This window comes from Erwinia wuhanensis (assembly GCF_030484085.1).
GTDB classification, from domain to species: domain Bacteria; phylum Pseudomonadota; class Gammaproteobacteria; order Enterobacterales; family Enterobacteriaceae; genus Erwinia; species Erwinia aeris.
In genome coordinates, this window is record NZ_JAUJUH010000012.1 from 1 (window position 1) to 19,492 (window position 19,492).

Here is a 19,492-nt window from a genome sequence, read left to right on the forward strand (position 1 = left end):
CCGCCGTATCGTCGAACAATCCATGAAAGAAATGGAAGAACAGGGTTATGATTTCAACAAAAAGCAGGTCGGTAACGTTGAACAATATGCATTAACAATTCAAAACGTTATAGATATCTATGCGCATCGCAAAATTCCTAAATACCGGGATATACATCAGGAACCTTATGTGATTTTTGTGGTAAACCTGAAAGGTGGGGTATCGAAGACCGTCAGTACCGTAACGTTGGCACATGCACTACGTGTACATCAGGATTTGTTGCGTCATGATTTACGGATTCTGGTAATAGATCTCGACCCTCAGGCATCAAGCACCATGTTCCTGGATCATACCCACAGTATCGGGTCGGTTCTTGAGACTGCTGCGCAGGCTATGTTGAACGATCTTGATGCGGAAACATTACGCGAAACCGTCATCCGCCCGACGATCATCCCTGGCGTGGATGTGATACCGGCATCCATTGATGATGGTTTTGTGGCCAGCCAGTGGGAGTCACTGGTTGCAGAACATCTTCCCGGCTCAAAGCCTTCTGAAGTCCTCAGGAAAAAAATCATTGACCGTGTTGCTGACGATTACGATTTTATTTTTATCGATACCGGCCCTCACCTCGATCCGTTTTTGCTTAATGGCCTGGCGGCCAGTGATTTACTGTTGACGCCCACTCCACCGGCACAGGTCGATTTCCATTCGACGCTTAAATATCTGACCCGCTTACCTGAAATGCTGGAGCGCCTGGAAGAAGAAGGCGTCGAACCGCGTTTAAGCGCAAATATCGGGTTTATGTCCAAGATGACCAATAAGCGCGATCATGAAACGTCACACAGTCTGGCGCGGGAAGTTTATGCAAGCAGCATTCTGGATTCATCCTTGCCGCGCCTGGATGGATTTGAGCGCTGCGGTGAATCATTCGATACGATAATAAGTGCAAATCCGGTGTCTTATCCCGGTAGCGCAGAAGCACTAAAAAAGGCCCGTACAGAAGCCGAACGTTTCACAAAGGCGGTTTTTGACCGAATTGAGTTCATCAGGGGAGCCGCAGAATGAAAAAGGTATTAGCACGCGGGCGTGTACTGGGAAACAGCAGTTCTGAGTTTGCCAAAATGCTCGAAGGGGAAGGTAATTTCAGGACCTTTACGCTTAAATCAGGTAAAACCGCAAAATTTGTCAGTACCGTTGTGTTTAGCGGAGATATCGAGGCTAAAACATTTGTTGACTCAGCTGTTAACGGGCGTGATCAAACCATGCTTACGCCTGAATCAGTTAGTGATATCTCGCGTACCATTAAGCTGCAACAATTTTTTCCGGCTATCGGTCGCGAAGTCGGTGGGCGTATCGAAATATTGGACGGTACACGCCGGCGTGCCGCATGTATTTTTAGCCAGACAAAATTTGACGTACTGGTCACCAAAGACGAGCTCAGCATTGCAGACGCGCGCCAACTGGCTATTGATATCCAGACAGCACGGGAACACAGTTTACGCGAGCTGGGCAAACGTTTTGAGATGATGTACGACAAAGGTATGTCCAAGGACGAAATAGCACGAGCGGAAAATATCTCTCCAGCTAAAGTTACGCGCGCGTTCCAGGCTGCTGCGGTTCCTGATGAGATGGTCGCCGTATTTCCCGTGATCAATGATATCTCCCTGGCTGACTACCAGTTGCTTCTCAAGGTGGCTGAAGATGCTAAAAATAAAGGAATGCCTGTTGCTGAACTGATGAAAAAGGTCAGGCAGCAGATTGCAGAGACTGAGGGGGCAAGTACGGATAAAGCGAAAATTATTGCGATAATTCGTGCTGAAAGTAAGAGTTTAAAACAGGCAGTGGGTAAGCAGGTTGAAACAGTAAAACTGCGCGAATTTGCCGATCGTCGTCAATATGCCAGAAAGAAAACTGACTTGAAAAAACGTCTGGTAGTCTACGAGTTCTCCCGAATTTCACCTGCTTTACAGGCGGAGATTGATGAGGCAATAAAGCAAATAATGGAAAAAATGCCTGGCGGTGAATAGAAAGTTTATCGAGTGCCGGGCGATTCCGGCATCGTCTGCCAGTCAAATTGTCCCGCCAAAAATTCGTATGTAACTGACTGAATATTAATTTTTTTCTCGGATCCTTTCATACTGAAAGTCCCGAGGTTTTTTTCTGAGCCTACAGATAACTTCATCAGCGAAGAGGTTGAGCGGCGTGTATTTGGAAAGCATAACTGTCTTAAATAGTATCATTTATGCCGCGCCAGAATGCATCGCTCATTATGCAGCCACTCATAAAATTGTCCCGCAGAATTTATGTACTTAACTTTATGATAAATAAATTATTTTTTGATTTCTTTCATATTGAAAGTCCCACTATGATCTTCTGTTTTGGTTTGTAGATTTCGTATTAATCCTTGCCTGTAGTGCACTAGGTGCGGTTTCGACGCTGCGCCCTCTGCTTGCTGCGGGCAGATTTGTCGGCATCGCATAGGTCGGAACACAGACAACTTTAATCCGGCAGGATGTCTTTATGCACATCACACTTTTTCATGCATTGGCGCTTGTCACAAATATATCTGCGCTGGAGAAGCGGGCATTATGTGACTTAAGGGTGCAGATATATGTGCCTTCAATGTGGAACGAGCAAGCATCTGAGCTACACACTATGGGCATAAGAGGATACGTATTTATCTGGCAGCCAGGATAGTTGTAAGTTTCCAAAGCCACGACTGGCACAGAAACCGGGATCTAATTAAGCTCTGGCAGACGGGATATGTACTCTATACGCGTCACAACGATCCGGATTTCAAACCAAAACCGATGCGCATACATGCGCGTTCTGAAAACCGCCAGGTGCTGGATGTCCTGTCCCACACACTGGTTGCAAACTGCGATTACAATCCCGACAGCGATTATCCGTCTGAAATCATGGCGCCATTGGAGCATATCGATGTGGCAAGGGGTATGCTTCAGGTTTATGAAAACGGACGTAAAGCCTGTAACAGCCCGCCTGAAGCTTTATCAGTACATGAACAGCTGCGCTACGTTATCGTGCTGCACGAGAAGGATAATGATAGCGGCCCGAACAAGCCATTGCGTCTTTGGTTGTCTGAAAAATTTTTGCGTTATGCGGCATCTCTGGAGAAGAGAGCCGTGCCTGACCTGGCCAGTTCCGCAACTAGGCTATCAGTACAGACCTGGCGAGGTAGGAGCAGGACAAAGTCATCAGGCAGGCGAGCCGGAAAAACGCAGCCGCCAGAACGGGGAACGTCTGGATGAACTGCTGGATGAAACGGCAGGGCAGGTGGGTTCCCTTGCGGCAGCCAAAGCGGGCAGAAAGAACGGCCATTACCATACCTGGGTCGCCTGATCATCGAAAATAATGGTTCAGCAGGTCATCGCGCTGGAATCGGTGCTGAAAACCGAACAGCCGAGGCGCCTGAATACCGATCCGGAACCCTATACTGCCCTCAAGCCTTAACATTGCCCTTTATTAACTTACTGCAGTCGGGCACGGTTTTGCGCTGGCACCGTGACATAAATTTAGCTTTGTCAGGTTTTACTAAACTAACCCCTTTTCTTATGCCTTTTATCGCATGAGTTGGTCATGTTGAAACCGAAAAATGGCGAAGGGGCATCTGAAAAGCACTTAACTTCGACACATGAGATTAGCGTCAAAAGTAGGGCCGGTAGCTATTAATTTCGAATATTAATCCTTAACACAGCATGCCCTTCAAAAAGGGTGTAGCTTTCGTGTGCCAGAGACAGCACTAAAAAGGTCGCTCCCTCCACTTACTTACCGGTATAAAACCTCGCTTTATTAAAAAACTTTCGCGGTAGCTATGAAAATTAAGGTAGTTAACTGTATACGGATGGCATTGTCCATCACATAATTAGTTACAGCATTCATGAAGTCTTTTGGTAACCTCCATGTACATCCCGATACCCGGACCCGCTTCTCCTCACTGAAAAGTTGCCCCGCTCCGGGCCATAGGCCCGGAACAGACGTGGTTTTAAATAGTATGATGTAACTAAAATCAGTACCGCTTTAAGGTTTGTCGCTTCAGGCTTCATGTACACGCCAGTAAGCGCCTGACGGCGCTTACGAGGAGCTACCGCCCGTGGCCAAAGGCCTTGCAATGACCACTCCGGCGGCGCATAAAGAGTTCTTCACCGGTACAAGCGGGTCTGGCTTTGCAGGGCGGGGGATGGGATCGGTGAAACCTGTCAGGAACAGGGCGCTTCGCGCATTACCGGCGCCGGCAGGGAATGTTCTCTCTTCAGCACAGGCAGGCGCCTTTATACCGCCAGCCTACTTGAATCCCGGCACATCACCCTTCCTCTGATGCATCTTACCTGCCACCTAATCTATCAGACAAGTGCGGTATTTTTCCCTATGAGAGATGTACTTAGGCACTACCCATGGATACCCGACTTGCAAAAATCAATATGGCTAAAAGTCATAGAGCCAGGGGATCCTTGAAAAAGGGCACAGTTTAAGGTGAGTTTTGATTTCAATGGAATGAACCGCAGGTATTACAGCAGAACATGCTAAAGAAGTATTTTATGTGCCGTAACAGTCTGGTTATCCCAAGGCCGAGTAAGTGATATTGATTGAGCGATTTGAGTGGCAATCATGTAAATAAACACGTTACAGATATAAGCGTATGTTTAATCTATAAAAAATACCAGTTTATGGTTAGATACGATCCAGCTTTGCACAGGATTTTTGTGTATACTTGCTGCAAAGAGGTCTCTACATTTTAAGGATGGAAGGTGGAATGCTATGAACGTAAGCGATTCAGCGCTGCTAAAGTCAGGCTTTAGCCATGCAGATCTACAAAAACTGAAAAACAATATTGCTAATTATGGCGGATCGCTGGATTCCGTGACCCATGATCTTGCTAACCGCTTTAACGCTTCAAAGTGGATTACTATCGTTGCCTTTATCGTACTTGCTCTCACGCTGGTGCTGGCATCCGTAGATACCAGCATCACGCTTGCGGCCACACTTGCGATTGTACTGCCTTTTATATGGTATTTGACGCCAGCAAAACTTGCATACAAGTCATGGCGCTATCGCAGATTAACGACTAGTTCTGAACCGCGTTAGTAACAGACATAAGGTCAAATATGACCTTAGCTTTAACACCATAACCGACAATCTTCATTGTGAGCTTTGGACGGCTCATGGTGTTGACTTTCCTGTAATAATCGGCGGGAAGATATCGAAATAACCGCCATGTTCCAGGGCGTCTGAACAGACCGAATATGCTATATGCATTTGCAACAAGCGAGATTGATTTATAGATTCCCAGCCCGCTATTACGGCTGAATCCCATAAATTCAGCTGTGGACATAGCAGTATCAGCAACCAAACCTTCCGAATTTTTGTTATCCATTGCGTAGTGCGCAATTTCTTTACTTATGCCGTTCGCACCATCAGTAACCAGAACAGCACCGGCCAGAACGCCCAAAGGCGTCATAGAACTTATAAGGGTTAGGCCAACAGCTATTTCAACGCCGGACAAAACCACATTAACAGCAGAAATCACATACCCGACAATTTTGTTATTTTCCCGGACAAACTCCACTTTAGCGTAAAGTTTTGCTGTCTTCATACGCAGCATCCTGCCCTGTTCTTCAAGGTTTTCGGTCTCTACTCTCAAGTTTTTGATGCATGCTATGCATTCTTCATCAGATTTCGCTCGCCGGGCAGCGGCAAATTGATGCTCGACAACCTGTTTTATTTCCTGAACAAAATTAATCCGGGTCAGACCATCCTGCAGGTGAAAGGCAGAAAGTCTGTTGGCGGTATTAACCAGTTTTCTGGCTTCAAGATTAATCATTGTTTCTGCCCAGTTTTTATTCCTTCCTGAGCGCATCATATCAAGTAATGCAGCATCCATTTATGTTCTCCCTTTTTATTACATAGCCGATGATAACCTTTTATTTTTGGCTGTAAACCGTCGTTTAAGCCGGGAATATGTCGGTCTCGATATGTCTGTTTTCTCCGAAACTACCTTAAATGAAACTCTCTGAGGAATCAGAGCCGAAGCTGTCGTCGGATGAGGCTTTCTGCCGAACCGAAAACCAGAGGCCATCGCAGCACCCCGCCCGTCATTGGTTCGTTTCAGAAAGCGCTTACGCTCAGCCTCCGCCACAGCTGCAAGGATCTGAATGATCATTTTGCCCATCGTGCCTTCCGTACTGAGACCATTTTCCAGAAAACGGATGGCACTCCTCTTTTTATAGCAGGTGTCAACGATATGAATCACCTCAGCTTTAATGCGCACGAGGCTGTGTGTTTTTAGTACAAATGATGATGTCGGCTTGTTCAGCCCGGCCAGGCACCGCTTCAGTCCTTCCCGTTCGTCAGTGACCCCGGTCATTATGTCATTAAAAATCTAATTCTTTTGCATACCGGCAGTTTTCGGTTCAGCCACCTGGAGAGTTAACATCCCGTGACTGGTTAATACCCTGGCATAGCCCAGTAAAGGATCGCCTGGAAAACGGAAATATCCTGCTTTAAGTTTCATAAGCCTAACGGGTGATTTTATTTCATTGAGCGCGAACCCTTAACTGTAAGGAATGTACGTAGTGATCACACTATCCGTTAATGGCTTCTCTTATTTTGCTACGCGGTGACTATATACTGTACGCAACGTTCAGTTTGGGATACAGAAACACAGTAGCGCTGCGATTCAAGGTACAGGTAAGAGCAGACAGGTTACAAGGTAGTCTTGGTATGGTTAATTTTCCGTTTTCCAGGCGGGCCCTTGGGGTATTGCTTCAGATTTCGTGTACACGCCCGTAAATGCCTCACAGCACTAACGCGGAGATAGAGGCCTTGCCATGATCACCCCGATGGCGCACAAGGGGTTCTTCACCGGTACTGGCAGCTCTGACTTTGCAGCGAGGAGGGTTGGTGAAATATGTCAAACCGTAGCCGCCTTTGCCGGGCTACGGTACTACTCACCGACAAAACGGCATTTAAAATCTCCTGACGCTTTCAGGCGACATCAATGGATTGGTATCGAAAGGCTTGTTATAACCGAGCGCTCCTCAGAAGCCTATACCAGACCTTATAAGTACCGCATCCGGGAGGACTGACAACGCCGCTGCCGGTCACGACAATGCGCTTTTGACTTTCAGGCGCCACAGGTTAAACCTCCTCACTCAATTCGATATAGTAAAGGGCGTGATCCCTTCTTCAGAGATCACGCCTGATTAAGCGCTATGGTCGCTTCAAGGCTTCTTCGTCAGCAGAGGTCGGTTTATCAGGACGAATGTTGAACCAGATTGCGTACATAGCGGGCAGGAACACCAGCGTGATGATGGTGCCGCCCAACGTACCGCCAATCAGCGTATAGGCCAGCGTTCCCCAGAACACGGAATGCGTCAGCGGAATAAATGCCAGAATGGCAGCCATTGCCGTCAGTAACACCGGGCGGGCGCGCTGTACCGTTGCCTCCACCACCGCATCAAAAGGTGCCAGCCCTTCCTGCTCATTATGGTGGATCTGTCCTGTCAGGATCAGGGTGTTACGCATCAGGATGCCCGACAGGGCAATCAGTCCAACCAGTGCATTAATGCCAAACGGCTGGTTAAAGAGCAGCAGCGTGGGCACTACGCCGACCAGTCCCAGCGGCGCGGTAAGAAAGACCATCACCATCGCTGACATCGACCGCACCTGCAAAATGATGATTAGCAGCGTCATGGCGATCATAATCGGGAACAGCGGCGCCATCGCTTTCGTCGCTTTACCGGATTCTTCAATCGATCCCGCCTGCTCAATGCGGTATCCGGCCGGAAGCTTATCGATGACCGGCCGCAACGCTTTCATCATTGCCGTAGAAACATCCGGCGGCTGCAGGTTGTCGGCGATATCTCCCCTTACGGTAATGGTCGGAGTACGATCGCGACGGCGCAGAACAGGATCTTCCATTCGTACCTCAACCTCGCCTGCCTGAGAGAGCGGAATGCGCTGGCCGGAAGCCCCCACTAAGGTAAAGCCCGCTATTTTTGCCGGATCGAGCCGGATATCACCTGCAGCCCGTCCCATCACCTGCACCGAACGGATATCCTCCCGCACAGAGGTGATCGGAACCCCTGAAAGCAGAAACTGAAGCTGCTGCGCAACCGCGTTTGTTGTCAGCCCTACCGCCTGAAGGCGGTCCTGATTAAGCGTGAAATGCAGCGTCGGTACCCGTGGCCCCCAGTCGGTGTTGACGGTTCTCATCATCGGGCTGGCCTGCATCACCTTCTCTACCTTATCTGCAATTTCACGCAGGGTGGCGGGATCCGGCCCCATAACCCGGTAGGCCACCGGATAAGGTGAATACGGACCGAACACCAGTTGCGTCACGCGTACGCGCGCCTCAGGTGCCAGGCCGCCGGCTGCCGCTTCGCGCAGGCGGAACTTAAGCGTCTCACGCGCATCCTGGCTGTCCGTCAGCACGACAATTTTCGCAAACGACGGATCGGGAAGCTCGGGCGCCATGGCCAGATAAAACCGCGGCGGCCCCTGCCCGATGTAGGAGGTGACGATTTTTGTCTCTTTCTGCTTTCTCAGCCAGGCTTCAATTTTCGCCGTGGTGGCGCTGGTCTCCTCAACAGAGGTGCCATAAGGCATCTGAACCTCAACCAGCACCTCCGGGCGATCGGAAGTGGGGAAAAACTGTTTTTTCACCAGCCCCATCCCGAGAACAGCAACGGCAAAGAGGGCAACAACGGTGCCGGCCACCAGCCATTTTTGCGCGATAACGCGGGTCAGCACCCGTCGAAAGCGGTTGTAATGACGGGTGTTGTAGAGGGCCGTATGCCCTCCCTCTACCGTTTTGATTTGCGGCAGCATCTTCACGCCCAGATAAGGCGTAAACACCACCGCCACAACCCAGGAAGCAATAAGGGCGATACCTACAATCCAGAACATATTGCTGGTGTATTCACCTGCTGTGGACTGTGCAAAACCGTTAGGCATAAAACCAACGGCGGTGACCAGCGTGCCGGCGAGCATCGGGGCGGCTGTGTGGCTCCAGGCATAGGCCGAGGCTTTGATCCGGTCGTAGCCCTCTTCCATTTTCACCACCATCATTTCAATAGCGATGATGGCATCATCAACCAGCAACCCGAGCGCAAGGATCAGCGACCCCAGGGTGATACGGTCAAAGTTTTTGCCGGAAGCCTCCATCACCATGAAGACAATAGCCAGCGTTAACGGCACGGCGGCCGCGACCACAATGCCCACGCGCCATCCCATACTGACGAAGCACACCACCATGACCACCAGCAGCGCGACAAAAAATTTGATCATGAACTCATCAACAGCGGAGCTGATGTTGACTGACTGATCGGTGACCTTGGTCAAGGTCATGCCGAGCGGCATACCCTCATTGATTTTGGCCGTTTCAGCATCCAGCGCGCTCCCCAAATCCAGGCCGTTCCAGCCGTCCCGCATGATGATGCCCAGCAGCAATGCCGGTTCACCCTGATTACGGATCAGGAAAGTCGCCGGATCTTCATAGCCACGCTCAACGGTTGCGACGTCAGAAAGTTTCAGGGTTCTGCCCTGCGCAACGATGGGCGTTTCCCGAATTTTTTCCAGTTTATCGAAAGCGCCATCAAGGCGGATAAAGACCTGCGGTCCCTGGGTATCAATTGAACCGGCGGGTGTCAGTACGTTCTGGCTGTTGAGGGCGGAGAAAATATCCTGAGGAGAAATGCCCAGCGTGGCCAGCCGGTCGTGGGAGAACGAGACAAAGATACGTTCCGCCTGCTCCCCGATAATATTGACTTTCTTGACCCCTGGGACATGCAGAAGGCGCTGGCGCAACGATTCCGCATCGCGGACCAGCAGTCGCTGTGGTTCCCCTTTTGCTTTCAGCGCAAAGAGCGCAAAGGTCACATCGGAAAATTCATCATTAACCATCGGCCCGATAACACCAGCCGGCAGGTTTTTGTTTTCATCACCCAGCTTTTTACGCGCCTGATAGAATTCTTCCTGCACTTGTGAAGGCGGCGTACTGTCCTGCAGCGACAGCAGGGTAAAAGCCAGTCCGGGACGCGTGTAGGTTTCACTCCGATCATACCACCTGAGCTCCTGCATGCGTTTTTCAAGCGGTTCGGCCACCTGATCCTGCATTTCCTGTGCGGTAGCGCCCGGCCAGGCAGAGATAATCGTCATCTGCTTGACGGTAAAAGGGGGATCTTCAGCCCGTCCCAGTTCGAAAAATGAAAGAACGCCCGCGACCGTAATCAGGATGATCAGGAACAGGGTGATTGAGCGCTCACGAACCGCAAGCGCTGAAAGATTGAATTTCCCCTCGCTCATAGCTGGCTCCCGGCGACGCGGGTGTCGCTTTGTTCCATGCGGACGGCCTCACCGTCGTGCAGCAAATGCGCACCCAAAGCAACCACCTGCTCGCCTGGCCTGAGGCTACCCGTTATCCTTGCTGCATCGTCACCCAAACCCAGCACCTGAACGGACCGCCATGACACTTTGGCGGGTTTACCTGAAATACTCCAGACACCCGGCCCTTTTCCTGGATCATAGATTGCCGCTAAAGGTACCTGCATCACCTGCCGGGCTGCTTTATCTTCTGCAATATGGAGCGTAACGGTAGAACCCAGCGGTGCGCCTGCCAGCGTCCCTTCCAGCACATATCTCGCCTCAAAGGTGCGCGTCACGGGATCGGCCGCATCGGAGAGCAGGCGCAGTTTCGCAGGAGATGACTGTTTTCCGCCAGCGTATAACGTGGCCTCAGCCCCGCTTCCGGGAGCCGGGCGTAACGTCTCGGGTAGCTGCACAACCGCTTCGCGCTGGCCTGCTCTGGCCAGCCTGACCACAGGCTGCCCTGCACTGACGACCTGGCCGGGCTCGGCCAGCGTATCCATGACCACGCCGTCGGCGTCGGCCAGCAGCACGGCATAACCCGTTGCGTTTTGTGCCACTCTGGCCTGTGCCCGAGCCGCACTAAGCTCAGCTTTTGCCGTCTCCGCTGCGGCTTTTATCTGGTCGTAGGCCGATGCCGATACGGCGCCTGTAGCGACCAGGCCTCGATAACGCGCCTCATCATCAGCCGCCTGCCTGGCACGAGCCTGTGCAGCCGCGACGGTCTGAAGCTGAGCCTGTGCCTGCAAACGCAGGTCAACGGGATCCAGACGCATCAATGGCTGGCCACGCTTAACGGCCTGGCCGGTATCAACCAGGCGTTCAAGGATCTTTCCCTGTACTCTGAAACCAAGATCGCTTTGAACGCGAGCGACGACAACGCCGGTAAATGCGCGGGAGGTATCGACAGCACTCACTACGGTTGCGGCTCTGACCAAAGGGGGCTGAGTACGTGGATCGCTGGCGTCAGAAGGCTCGCCGCAGGCCACAAGGGCAAGCGGCAACAGGCATACGGCTAAGGTGGCAGGTTTAAGCCTGTGCATGGGTTCCCTTTTTGATTTAACAGGACGGTGACGGCATTCTCAGACCAGTGACCATAAATGTCAATAGTCACAAAATCAGGGGGCAGGCTTCTCAGTATCAGTGATGGCGGGAGCGCAGCAGCAGCCGGCGTCTTTTAGGGCTGAACCGGACAGATATAAGGCCGCACAACCGGATATATTGCATGTGCAGCCTCGTCCGGCAGCGTTATTCGTTAAAAATCTCCCGCCTGCCGCCCGTTAGCCATGATGTACTCATTCAGTGGCCGCAGACGTGCTCAGTGTTTGCAATGCGGGCGCCTGACAGAAGATATTACTGGCCGACTGCTACTCAACGGATTAAGGATTACGTGGAATATGCAGACTATAAGGATCCTGCCGGCCTGAGTGAGCTGGCGAAAAAATTTTATTGTTCTGGCATTTCAAACCGGAGGGACTGGTAATTCTTGCGCAGATGCAGGCTCTGATACCCTGGCATAACGCCTCTGATTTCCTTAATCACAAAGCCGCTACTTATCCCGAAAGTCAGGCAGAGAATAAATTTCTTTGCAGGACTGGCGGGATCACAATTAAGACGTTTAATGAAGATATAAAACCCTTCACGGATTTTCTCGTCGGGGCTTCTCAGCCATCGGCTAAAAGAGATGAAACGGTTCAGGCCCTGGCCGACAGCCATGGGTTCTGGAAGCATGATTTCAGCATTGCAGAAGACAGCAAAACGCATGAGCCCTTTTAATTATTACCCGGGATCCGGGGCTTTATCTTCCGGTTAAAATTTATGCAATGAACAAAAAGAGGTGGCAGAGGTAATTCTTTACGCCTTTAATATCAAAACCAGGTACGAAAAAGGCATTAAAAATAAAAGTGATTATGACGATACTGGATTTTAAACAGGCCTCGAACGTACCAGCAGGACGGAAATACCATCAGCGATTTGTAGAATTCATGGTTATTTTCCGTTCCTGCTGTTCAGTCAGGCCGGGGTTAAATTACGCCAGCGTACCTTACGGCTGGCCTGTTTTTTTCTGGTATTGTGCCATTAAATATTTCTGCTATTCCGGAAAGATAGCAAATGGGCATCATGTTCGCTTTCCGCGATGGTTCCCGTTCCGCTGCTGGAGACAGTTGCACCAGTAGTCAGGCCCGACAAGGCCATACCGGGATTATCTCATTACGCTACTCTGGCAGGCTTTTTTCAGGATTGCCCATCACCATTGCGACGACCAGCCGTACCGCATCTTATAGCGAATAGCGTTTCCGCCTGTGACAGTGAATTAAGCACTAATGCCTGTAAACCCTACAGCAATGTACTTTACGGCTACATTTATGCACCGCGTAACGACAGGCAATAAGGAAAAACCTGAATCGAAACGAACTATAAGTAAGGCTGATTCTACGGTTCATCATTTCATGTTATGTTGCATTGCCTGCAAAAACAGAATTCGTAAGAATCAAAATGGATCTTTATGGATAAAACAATTTATCTTGTCGACGACGATGAATCCGTCATTAGCTCGCTGCAAAATCTTCTCAGGTCGGAAGGCTATCTGATCTCGGCCTTTACCCGCCCGTCAGATTTCCTTGAGCAGAGAGATTATCCTACGCCTTGTTGTCTGATAGTGGATTTGAATATGCCCGGATTTGACGGTTTTGATGTTTCCGTGCACCTTAACGCTCGCGGCCACGTTATCCCCACCATTTTCCTGACCGGCTACGGCACTATTCCGCTCACGGTCAGGGCAATGAAGGCCGGCGCGTTTGAATTCCTGACCAAGCCCGTTATGCCGGACGATTTACTGCGGGTGGTTGCTGACGCGCTTGCGCTGTCTGAAAAAAGCGCGGTTATCTCCCAGGAAAAGCTGGAAATTACCGGTCGATACGCTTCGCTTACTCCCCGTGAAAAAGAGCTGATGCAGTTTGTTCTTCTGGGGCTGCTGAATAAACAGATTGCCGCGGAAATGGGCATCAGTGAAATAACGGCAAAAGTGCATAAGCGCAGGGTAATGGAGAAAATGAAAGTCCGGTCGGTCTCAGAACTTGTCAGAACGGCGGAAAAGCTGGGGCTGCTGCAGGAGATGTAGTCATCCCGGCCCTCTTAAGACGCTCCCGCACGGGGCGGGAGAATATTGAGGCTTACACACCCCCCTCAACCGGCAGGGTAAACCAGAACAGACACCCGCCATCCAGGCGGTTTTCCGCCCGTAGCTCTCCTCCGTGGCGTTTAATTATCTCTTTGCTGATAGTCAGCCCCATTCCCATTCCTTCCGCTTTCGTGGTGTAAAAAGAATCGAAAATCTTTCCTGTTACTTCTTCAGACAGGCCGATTCCGTTATCGGCAACCTCAATACGGATAAGATCGCTGGCGGGATGGGAAGAGGCGATCCGTAAAGTACGCGCGCCGGCATTATTGGCCATCGCTTCAATAGCGTTGATAACCAGGTTAAGCAATACCTGCTGAATTTGTACGCTCTCGCAAAAAACCTCGTCATTTCTGGCAGTCAGATCCAGCTCCAGGGAGACGAAACGGCGTTCAAGCTCGAGCCGGGAGAGAACAATAATGTCTCGCGTAAGGCGATGCATTTTTGCTGGCGCAAACTTTGCAACCTGATTACGCGTGAGCGCCTGAAGACCGTGAATAATATCACCGGCCCTGCGGCCTTCACGGATGATTTCATCAAGGCTTTTGCTGGCGTTTTCCAGATTAGCGGGGTCGCGTTTAAGCCACCGCTGGCTGGCACCGGCGTTGGCCACGATAGACATCAGCGGCTGGTTGATTTCATGTGCGATAGAAGAGGTTAGTTGCCCAACGGTGGTTGCGCGTGCGACGCGCGCCAGTTCCGCCTGAGCGATCCTGACCGCATCCTCTGACTGGCGCTGTGCGGTAATATCCGTAAGCGTGCCGAAATACTCCGCTACTTCCGGCCAGTTTTCATTCGGCTCGCCGATCCCTTTAATGTAACGGCACTCCCCATCATCGCGGACAATCCGAAACTCTGCCTGCATGGTAACGCCTTCACGCACGCTGGTTTCGATCAGCTCTCTGAGGCAGGCAATATCATCCGGATGTACGCGCCGCTGGAACTCGGCCATGGAGGTCGCGACCTGCTCCGCAGGCAGCCCCATGATGCGTTTATATTCATCAGAGATGTACTGGATATCGGGCTCCAGATGCCAGTGCCAGGTGCCGGTATGGCTGATTTTTTCCCCGAGCATCAGCGAGGTCTGGCTGGCGCGAAGCTGCTTTTCAATTTTGCGGCGCTGAATGTTTTCATCGACCAGTTCAGCGTACAGACGGGCCGTTTCCAGCGATACCGCAGCCTGTGCCCCGAGCATGGCAACGATCCTTGAGTGATCGGCGGTGAACACGTCGGGCATTAACCGATTTTCCAGATAAAGCACGCCTACCATCTGCGCCTGTCTGAACATCGGTACGCACATGACCGCCGCGCCGGACGCCACCAGATAGTTATCCTGGCTGAACGGGCTGAACACTTCTGGCTTACCGGTACGGATTTCCTGGCCGGTACGGATCACGGCAGAAAGCACCGAAAGCGGAAGGTCGGTTGCTACGGGCAGCTCCCGCACGATTTTAACCTTAACCCCTTCAGCGGTCGTGGAGGCTCTTGCCTGAATCTCGGGCACATTGCCGTCAATCAGGCGGATCAGCATGCAATGCTGCGCCCCGGCACGCTCCACCAGCATCATCATCAGGATATGGATAAGCCGATCCAGATTGATTTCTTCTGTGAGGGCCCGCATTACGGTCACCATGCTCTGCAAATCGCTTGTGGCCGCACTCTGCTCAAAAGATACGGTGCTCAGCGCAGTCCGGGACGTGTGGCTGGCGAGGGCCGGATACTGCGTTTCCAGCTGGCGAACTTTAGCGCCTGCTCCCCAATGTTCCCAGGCCGCCATGGCGCCTTTAATATAGGCATCCCCGGCAAACGCCATCTCCCGGGCATACGCCATACGCGCGGCAAGTTCGCAGGCAAGGCCGTTGATATGATGAAATTGCTCCTCATGGGACAGCGTGATAGCTCGTTCAAACTGCTCCGATGCCCGCGCCGTTTCACCTTCAAGGCGAAGCAGCTCCGCGCGCAGCAGCGCCTCCTTGTCTGAAAACGTTTTCGCGTTTTCATTTGACCATGTCACGATCCTGTCGAGGTGCTTCCCTAACTGTAGCCGTAACGCGTCGGTCATAGAGCCGGAGCTGAGCGGTATCGTGACCGTAAGCGCGCTGTAAAGATGAAAATCGAGCATATGCACATGCCCCGGGATCAGCGCGGTAAACGGCGCGGCCTCTTTAAACCACCGTTGTGCATCGGCGTATTCGTTTGCAAAAAAATGCGCCATCGCTTTATAAAGACGCAACCAGAACTGCATCAGATACATGGGTTCAACGGCATTTTCAGGTTTAACCACCGCCAGCACCGGCGTGACGAAATGATTACCGGTGAAGAGGCCGTCCCTGGGCTTACGCAGAAAAAGAACGTAGTCCAGCTGCATCCCGAGGATCACTTCAACGTCTTTATACTGCGCCTTTCTGACAAACAGCAGTCCGCGCGTAATTGACGTATGCACCCCGTCAAGATGGTCGCCGCGGGCAAGATAGTTCATGATGAGATGGCGCAACGCCAGGCAGGCAGATGTGCGATCGCCCGTTTCCACCCCAACGTCGAAAGCGGCTTTTGCCCGTTCAATGGCATAGGTCAGCGGCATCGTCCAGACGCTGACCTGATCCAGCGGCAGCAGCGTACGGGCTTTAAAACTGACGAAGTCATGCTTATAGACCAGCTCCCGCGCCAGAAGCGTGCTGGCAAAGCCACGACTGTATTCATCATAGCGATCGCCACACACCACTCCGTACCAGGAGAGGGCCAGCGTCGAAGCTCCGCTCAGGCCGTGCGCCATCGATAAATGCAGCAGCCTGCACAGGATTATAAAATGCAGCCGCGGATTAATGAAGGCGGCAAAGGTGCTGGCGCTGGCCAGCAGATCCATCACGGCTTCCGTGTTTTTGCAGGTAACCAGCGGCAGAGAACGGAAACGGGTATAGGGATTTTTCCCTACGTCCTCCTTCAGGACGATCCTTGCTTCATCACACTCTTCCTGAGCCGGGTTGCGGTTCAGCTGGATGCCAAACACCGCAAGCCAGGCGAGCGCCGTTTCCAGCGCAAGCTTGCTGTCCGACTGGCGCATATGAATTTCGGCAATCAGGCAGGCGGCCTCCGCTTTGTCCGCGACTTCACCAGGCGAAGCGTGGATCGCCGCGCTTAATTTCAGCGCGGCTGGCAGATTACCGTTCAGGAACTCACACTCCGCTTCTTCAAGCAAAAATTCGCCGCTTTCTGCCTTACCCGCGCCCTGGTTAAGCAAACGAGCGGTTTGCAGGTAGCGCAGCGCTGAAATATAGTCGCCCATGGTTTTGGCGCGCCTGCCGGCTTTAAGCAGCAGCTGACAGAACCGCGCTGCATCTGGCGTAAGAAGAGAAAGCGTTTTGACAGCAAGCAGATGATGCGCCGCCCGGAAAAGCAAAGCGTTGGTAACATCAAGGCTGGATTCGTGAATGTAATAAAGCGCAGCAGCGCAATGGAAGCTGTCTTTATCTTCATCGTTCAGAAGATTAAGCGCCGCCTCGTGCATGGTGTCATGCATAAAGGCATATCCCGCCTCATTCAGCGTTATCAGCCGGGCCGTGACGGCCGGCAGAAGCGTTCGTTCTATTTCCGAAACGGGAACAGTGATAATCCTGCTCAACACGTCCAGCCCGCCAGCGCTGCCCAGCGACGCCAGCCTGCCCAGAAGATGCCGGGTCGGCAGCGGCAACGAGGTCAGATGCCGCAATACGCTGGCTGCAACGTTCGCCGTATAGTGGCAGTTTCTGAGGGCCTGCGGATCGCAGCTCCATTTTAATGGCGCATGATGGGTAATCAGCCCGTCCCGAACGGCCTGACGAAAAAATTCTCGGGTAGCGAGCGGATTACCGGCCGTTTTTTCGTGGATCACCCGGGCCAGTTCGCTCGTTGCCGAGCTGCGGGTATGAAAAAGTCCCGCAAGCCAGTCGGCGATGTTTTTTTCGGAAAGCGGTTCCGGCGTGATATCGGTAATGCGGACCGCACAGGCCCGTATACGATTCAGGTTGCCGGCGATGGTAGGACAGGGCAGCGAGACGCTGTCACGATAGGTAATCACCAGCAGCAGGGGAATATCTTCGCTTAAGCTCAGCAGATTCTGTAACAGGAGCAGCGTAGCCCGATCGGCCCAGTGCACATCGTCGATAAGCATGACCAGCGGCCGCCCGGAAGCCGTAAACGCCTTGACCAGACTGCAGGCTACAAGATTGAAGCGATCTTTTGCATCAAGGGGATGCGAGTGCATCTGAACGGCGGCTTTCTGGTTGAGAAGGATGCCCAGCTCGGGAACCAGGTTAACAGCCAGGCCGGCATATTCTCCCAGCAGGCGCGTAATGTGGGTTTTCCAGCGCGTCATTTCCTGGGTGGGAAGGCCCAGCACATGGAGAGCCAGCGTCCTGAATGCGGCAGTAAAAACGGCATAAGGCAGGACAGGCGAATGCTGGTCTGCCTTCACGACGGTAAGCAGCGCTTTCTTATGGCGTAGTAATTTCAGCGCAGATCCGATTAGCGACGATTTCCCTGCGCCGGGCACCCCGCTTATCGCCACCAGACTGTGCTTGCCGCTGCTGCTGACCTCATCAAAAGCCGCCAGAATATCGGTTGCCTGCGGATGATCTGTACACAGGCTATCGGGTGAATAGTCCGCCGGCTGTGAATCTTGTAGCCCGAGCGTAAAAGATGCAATCATGCCGCCCGGCATCAGCGTGGCCGCACACCGGCCGAGATCGGCGAGGACGCCCTCAGCCGTCTGATAACGGTATTCCGGCGATTTGGCCAGCAGCCTGAGAATAATTGATGACAGAATAAGCGGGACGTCAGGACGAATAAGGTGGGGCGGTAACGCTTCCGAGGCAATATGGTGATGCACCCATTCGGCGTGCCTGCCTTCAGCGCTGCCGTAGGGCAGCCTGCCGGTCAGCAACTCATAAAGCACGATCCCCAGACTGTACAGGTCGCTTACCCGACTGACGGGATGGGCAGAGCGGGAAGTGTGTTCCGGGGACATGTACGCCAGCGTTCCACCTGCCACCGGCAGACGAGGATGCTGAAGTAGATCGTTGTCGATGAATGACAGCCCGAACCCGCCAAGATAAACGGTTCCGTCATCGTTATAAAAAAAGTTTGCCGGCTTGATGTCGCCGTGCACCAGCCCCTGCTGATGCATGCTGCCCAGCGTATGGCAGAGCATCGCGGCGCTGCCAAGAAAGTCGGGAATGCCGCCTGGCGGCATACACAGCATATCCGCCAGGGTACGATAATTAAACGTCCTGTAGATCAACGCATAGCGGCCCTTAAAAAGGGTATGCCGCTGGGGCTTCAAAGCCCAGCTTTCCGCCAGGCTGGCGCGAAGGGCATACTCGTTTTTAAGCAGCTGTGTGACGTGGAAAACCGCCTCTTCACTGGCTGCCGTGGCCAGCACAAAGGTTTCGCCGGTGGTGGCGTGTCGGCACAAAAGCCAGTCGATATTGCCCTCCTGCGCCAGCTGGCTAAAAGCAATATCCTCTGACAGCATCACTTCATCGCTTTCTGCGGCATTCAACTCCTGCGGATCCATACTCATTGAGGGGCAGCCTTTGAGGAGAACTCCTGACGGATGTGTTCAAACAACGTATCAATTTCGATGGGCTTTGGCAAAAATGCGATGGCGCCCAGATGAACCGCATACCGCAGCATGTTTTCATCGCCGCTGCCGGAAATGATAATACCCGGCGGCTTTTCCAGCCGCCGGGTAAGATTGATAAAAAGCTCAAAACCATCCATGCCCTGCAGTTGCACATCGATAATAAAAAGCGCGGCAGTCGCCATCGCTGCTTCATCGCCAAGAAGAGATTCTGCCGACTCGAAGGCATCGGTAAGATAACCTTCAGACTGAAGCAGGTTGGTCAGGCCATTGCGGACAGAACGTTCATCATCGACGACGACGATGCGCTGCGGCAGCTGCATGCTATGTTCCT

General features: G+C 52.2%; 12 protein-coding genes. 5 read left to right on the forward strand and 7 right to left on the reverse strand.

The window, feature by feature from the left end; genetic code table 11:
- The 4 genes from QZH36_RS20940 to QZH36_RS20955 all read left to right on the forward strand — a co-directional run.
- Positions 1-1,045, forward strand: a 1,045-nt coding sequence (locus QZH36_RS20940; RefSeq protein ID WP_301731039.1) for an AAA family ATPase, incomplete at its 5' end; no start/stop codon positions are given.
- Positions 1,042-2,007: a ParB family protein gene (locus tag QZH36_RS20945; protein WP_253461366.1), complete on the forward strand. Its 966-nt coding sequence runs from the start codon at positions 1,042-1,044 to the stop codon at positions 2,005-2,007. The genes QZH36_RS20940 and QZH36_RS20945, both read left to right, overlap by 4 nt.
- A 1,090-nt stretch (positions 2,008-3,097) precedes the next feature.
- Complete coding sequence (locus QZH36_RS20950) at positions 3,098-3,340, forward strand: hypothetical protein (RefSeq protein WP_301731040.1); 243 nt, start codon at positions 3,098-3,100, stop codon at positions 3,338-3,340.
- Between the two features lie 1,416 nt (positions 3,341-4,756).
- Complete coding sequence (locus QZH36_RS20955) at positions 4,757-5,083, forward strand: hypothetical protein (protein WP_301731041.1); 327 nt, start codon at positions 4,757-4,759, stop codon at positions 5,081-5,083.
- Here the strand turns inward: QZH36_RS20955 and QZH36_RS20960 are convergent.
- The 5 genes from QZH36_RS20960 to QZH36_RS20980 all read right to left on the reverse strand — a co-directional run bounded on the left by QZH36_RS20960 (position 5,064) and on the right by QZH36_RS20980 (position 12,127).
- On the reverse strand, positions 5,064-5,879 hold the full coding sequence (locus tag QZH36_RS20960) for a DUF4225 domain-containing protein (protein ID WP_301731042.1): 816 nt from the start codon (positions 5,877-5,879) through the stop codon (positions 5,064-5,066). The two genes, QZH36_RS20955 and QZH36_RS20960, sit on opposite strands and share 20 nt — an antisense overlap.
- Positions 5,880-5,897: 18 nt before the next feature.
- On the reverse strand, positions 5,898-6,362 hold the full coding sequence (locus QZH36_RS20965; protein WP_301731043.1) for a recombinase family protein: 465 nt from the start codon (positions 6,360-6,362) through the stop codon (positions 5,898-5,900).
- A gap of 845 nt (positions 6,363-7,207) precedes the next feature.
- Positions 7,208-10,303: an efflux RND transporter permease subunit gene (locus QZH36_RS20970; protein WP_301731044.1), complete on the reverse strand. Its 3,096-nt coding sequence runs from the start codon at positions 10,301-10,303 to the stop codon at positions 7,208-7,210.
- Positions 10,300-11,406, reverse strand: coding sequence for an efflux RND transporter periplasmic adaptor subunit (locus tag QZH36_RS20975; protein ID WP_301731045.1), 1,107 nt, complete (start codon positions 11,404-11,406; stop codon positions 10,300-10,302). The genes QZH36_RS20970 and QZH36_RS20975 overlap by 4 nt, the downstream gene beginning before the upstream one ends.
- Before the next feature lie 403 nt (positions 11,407-11,809).
- Positions 11,810-12,127, reverse strand: coding sequence for a hypothetical protein (locus QZH36_RS20980; protein ID WP_301731046.1), 318 nt, complete (start codon positions 12,125-12,127; stop codon positions 11,810-11,812).
- A 742-nt stretch (positions 12,128-12,869) separates the two neighbouring features.
- On the opposite strand from QZH36_RS20980, the gene QZH36_RS20985 reads away from it, so the two are divergent.
- On the forward strand, positions 12,870-13,484 hold the full coding sequence (locus QZH36_RS20985) for a response regulator transcription factor (protein WP_301253003.1): 615 nt from the start codon (positions 12,870-12,872) through the stop codon (positions 13,482-13,484).
- Between the two features lie 52 nt (positions 13,485-13,536).
- Here the strand turns inward: QZH36_RS20985 and QZH36_RS20990 are convergent, their stop codons facing one another.
- Both QZH36_RS20990 and QZH36_RS20995 read right to left on the reverse strand, forming a co-directional pair.
- A complete protein-coding gene (locus tag QZH36_RS20990; protein ID WP_301731047.1) occupies positions 13,537-19,098 on the reverse strand; it encodes an ATP-binding sensor histidine kinase in 5,562 nt (1,853 codons plus the stop codon).
- A complete protein-coding gene (locus QZH36_RS20995) occupies positions 19,095-19,481 on the reverse strand; it encodes a response regulator (RefSeq protein WP_253461381.1) in 387 nt (128 codons plus the stop codon). Before QZH36_RS20995 ends, QZH36_RS20990 begins: the two co-directional genes overlap by 4 nt.
- Positions 19,482-19,492: the final 11 nt, after the last annotated feature.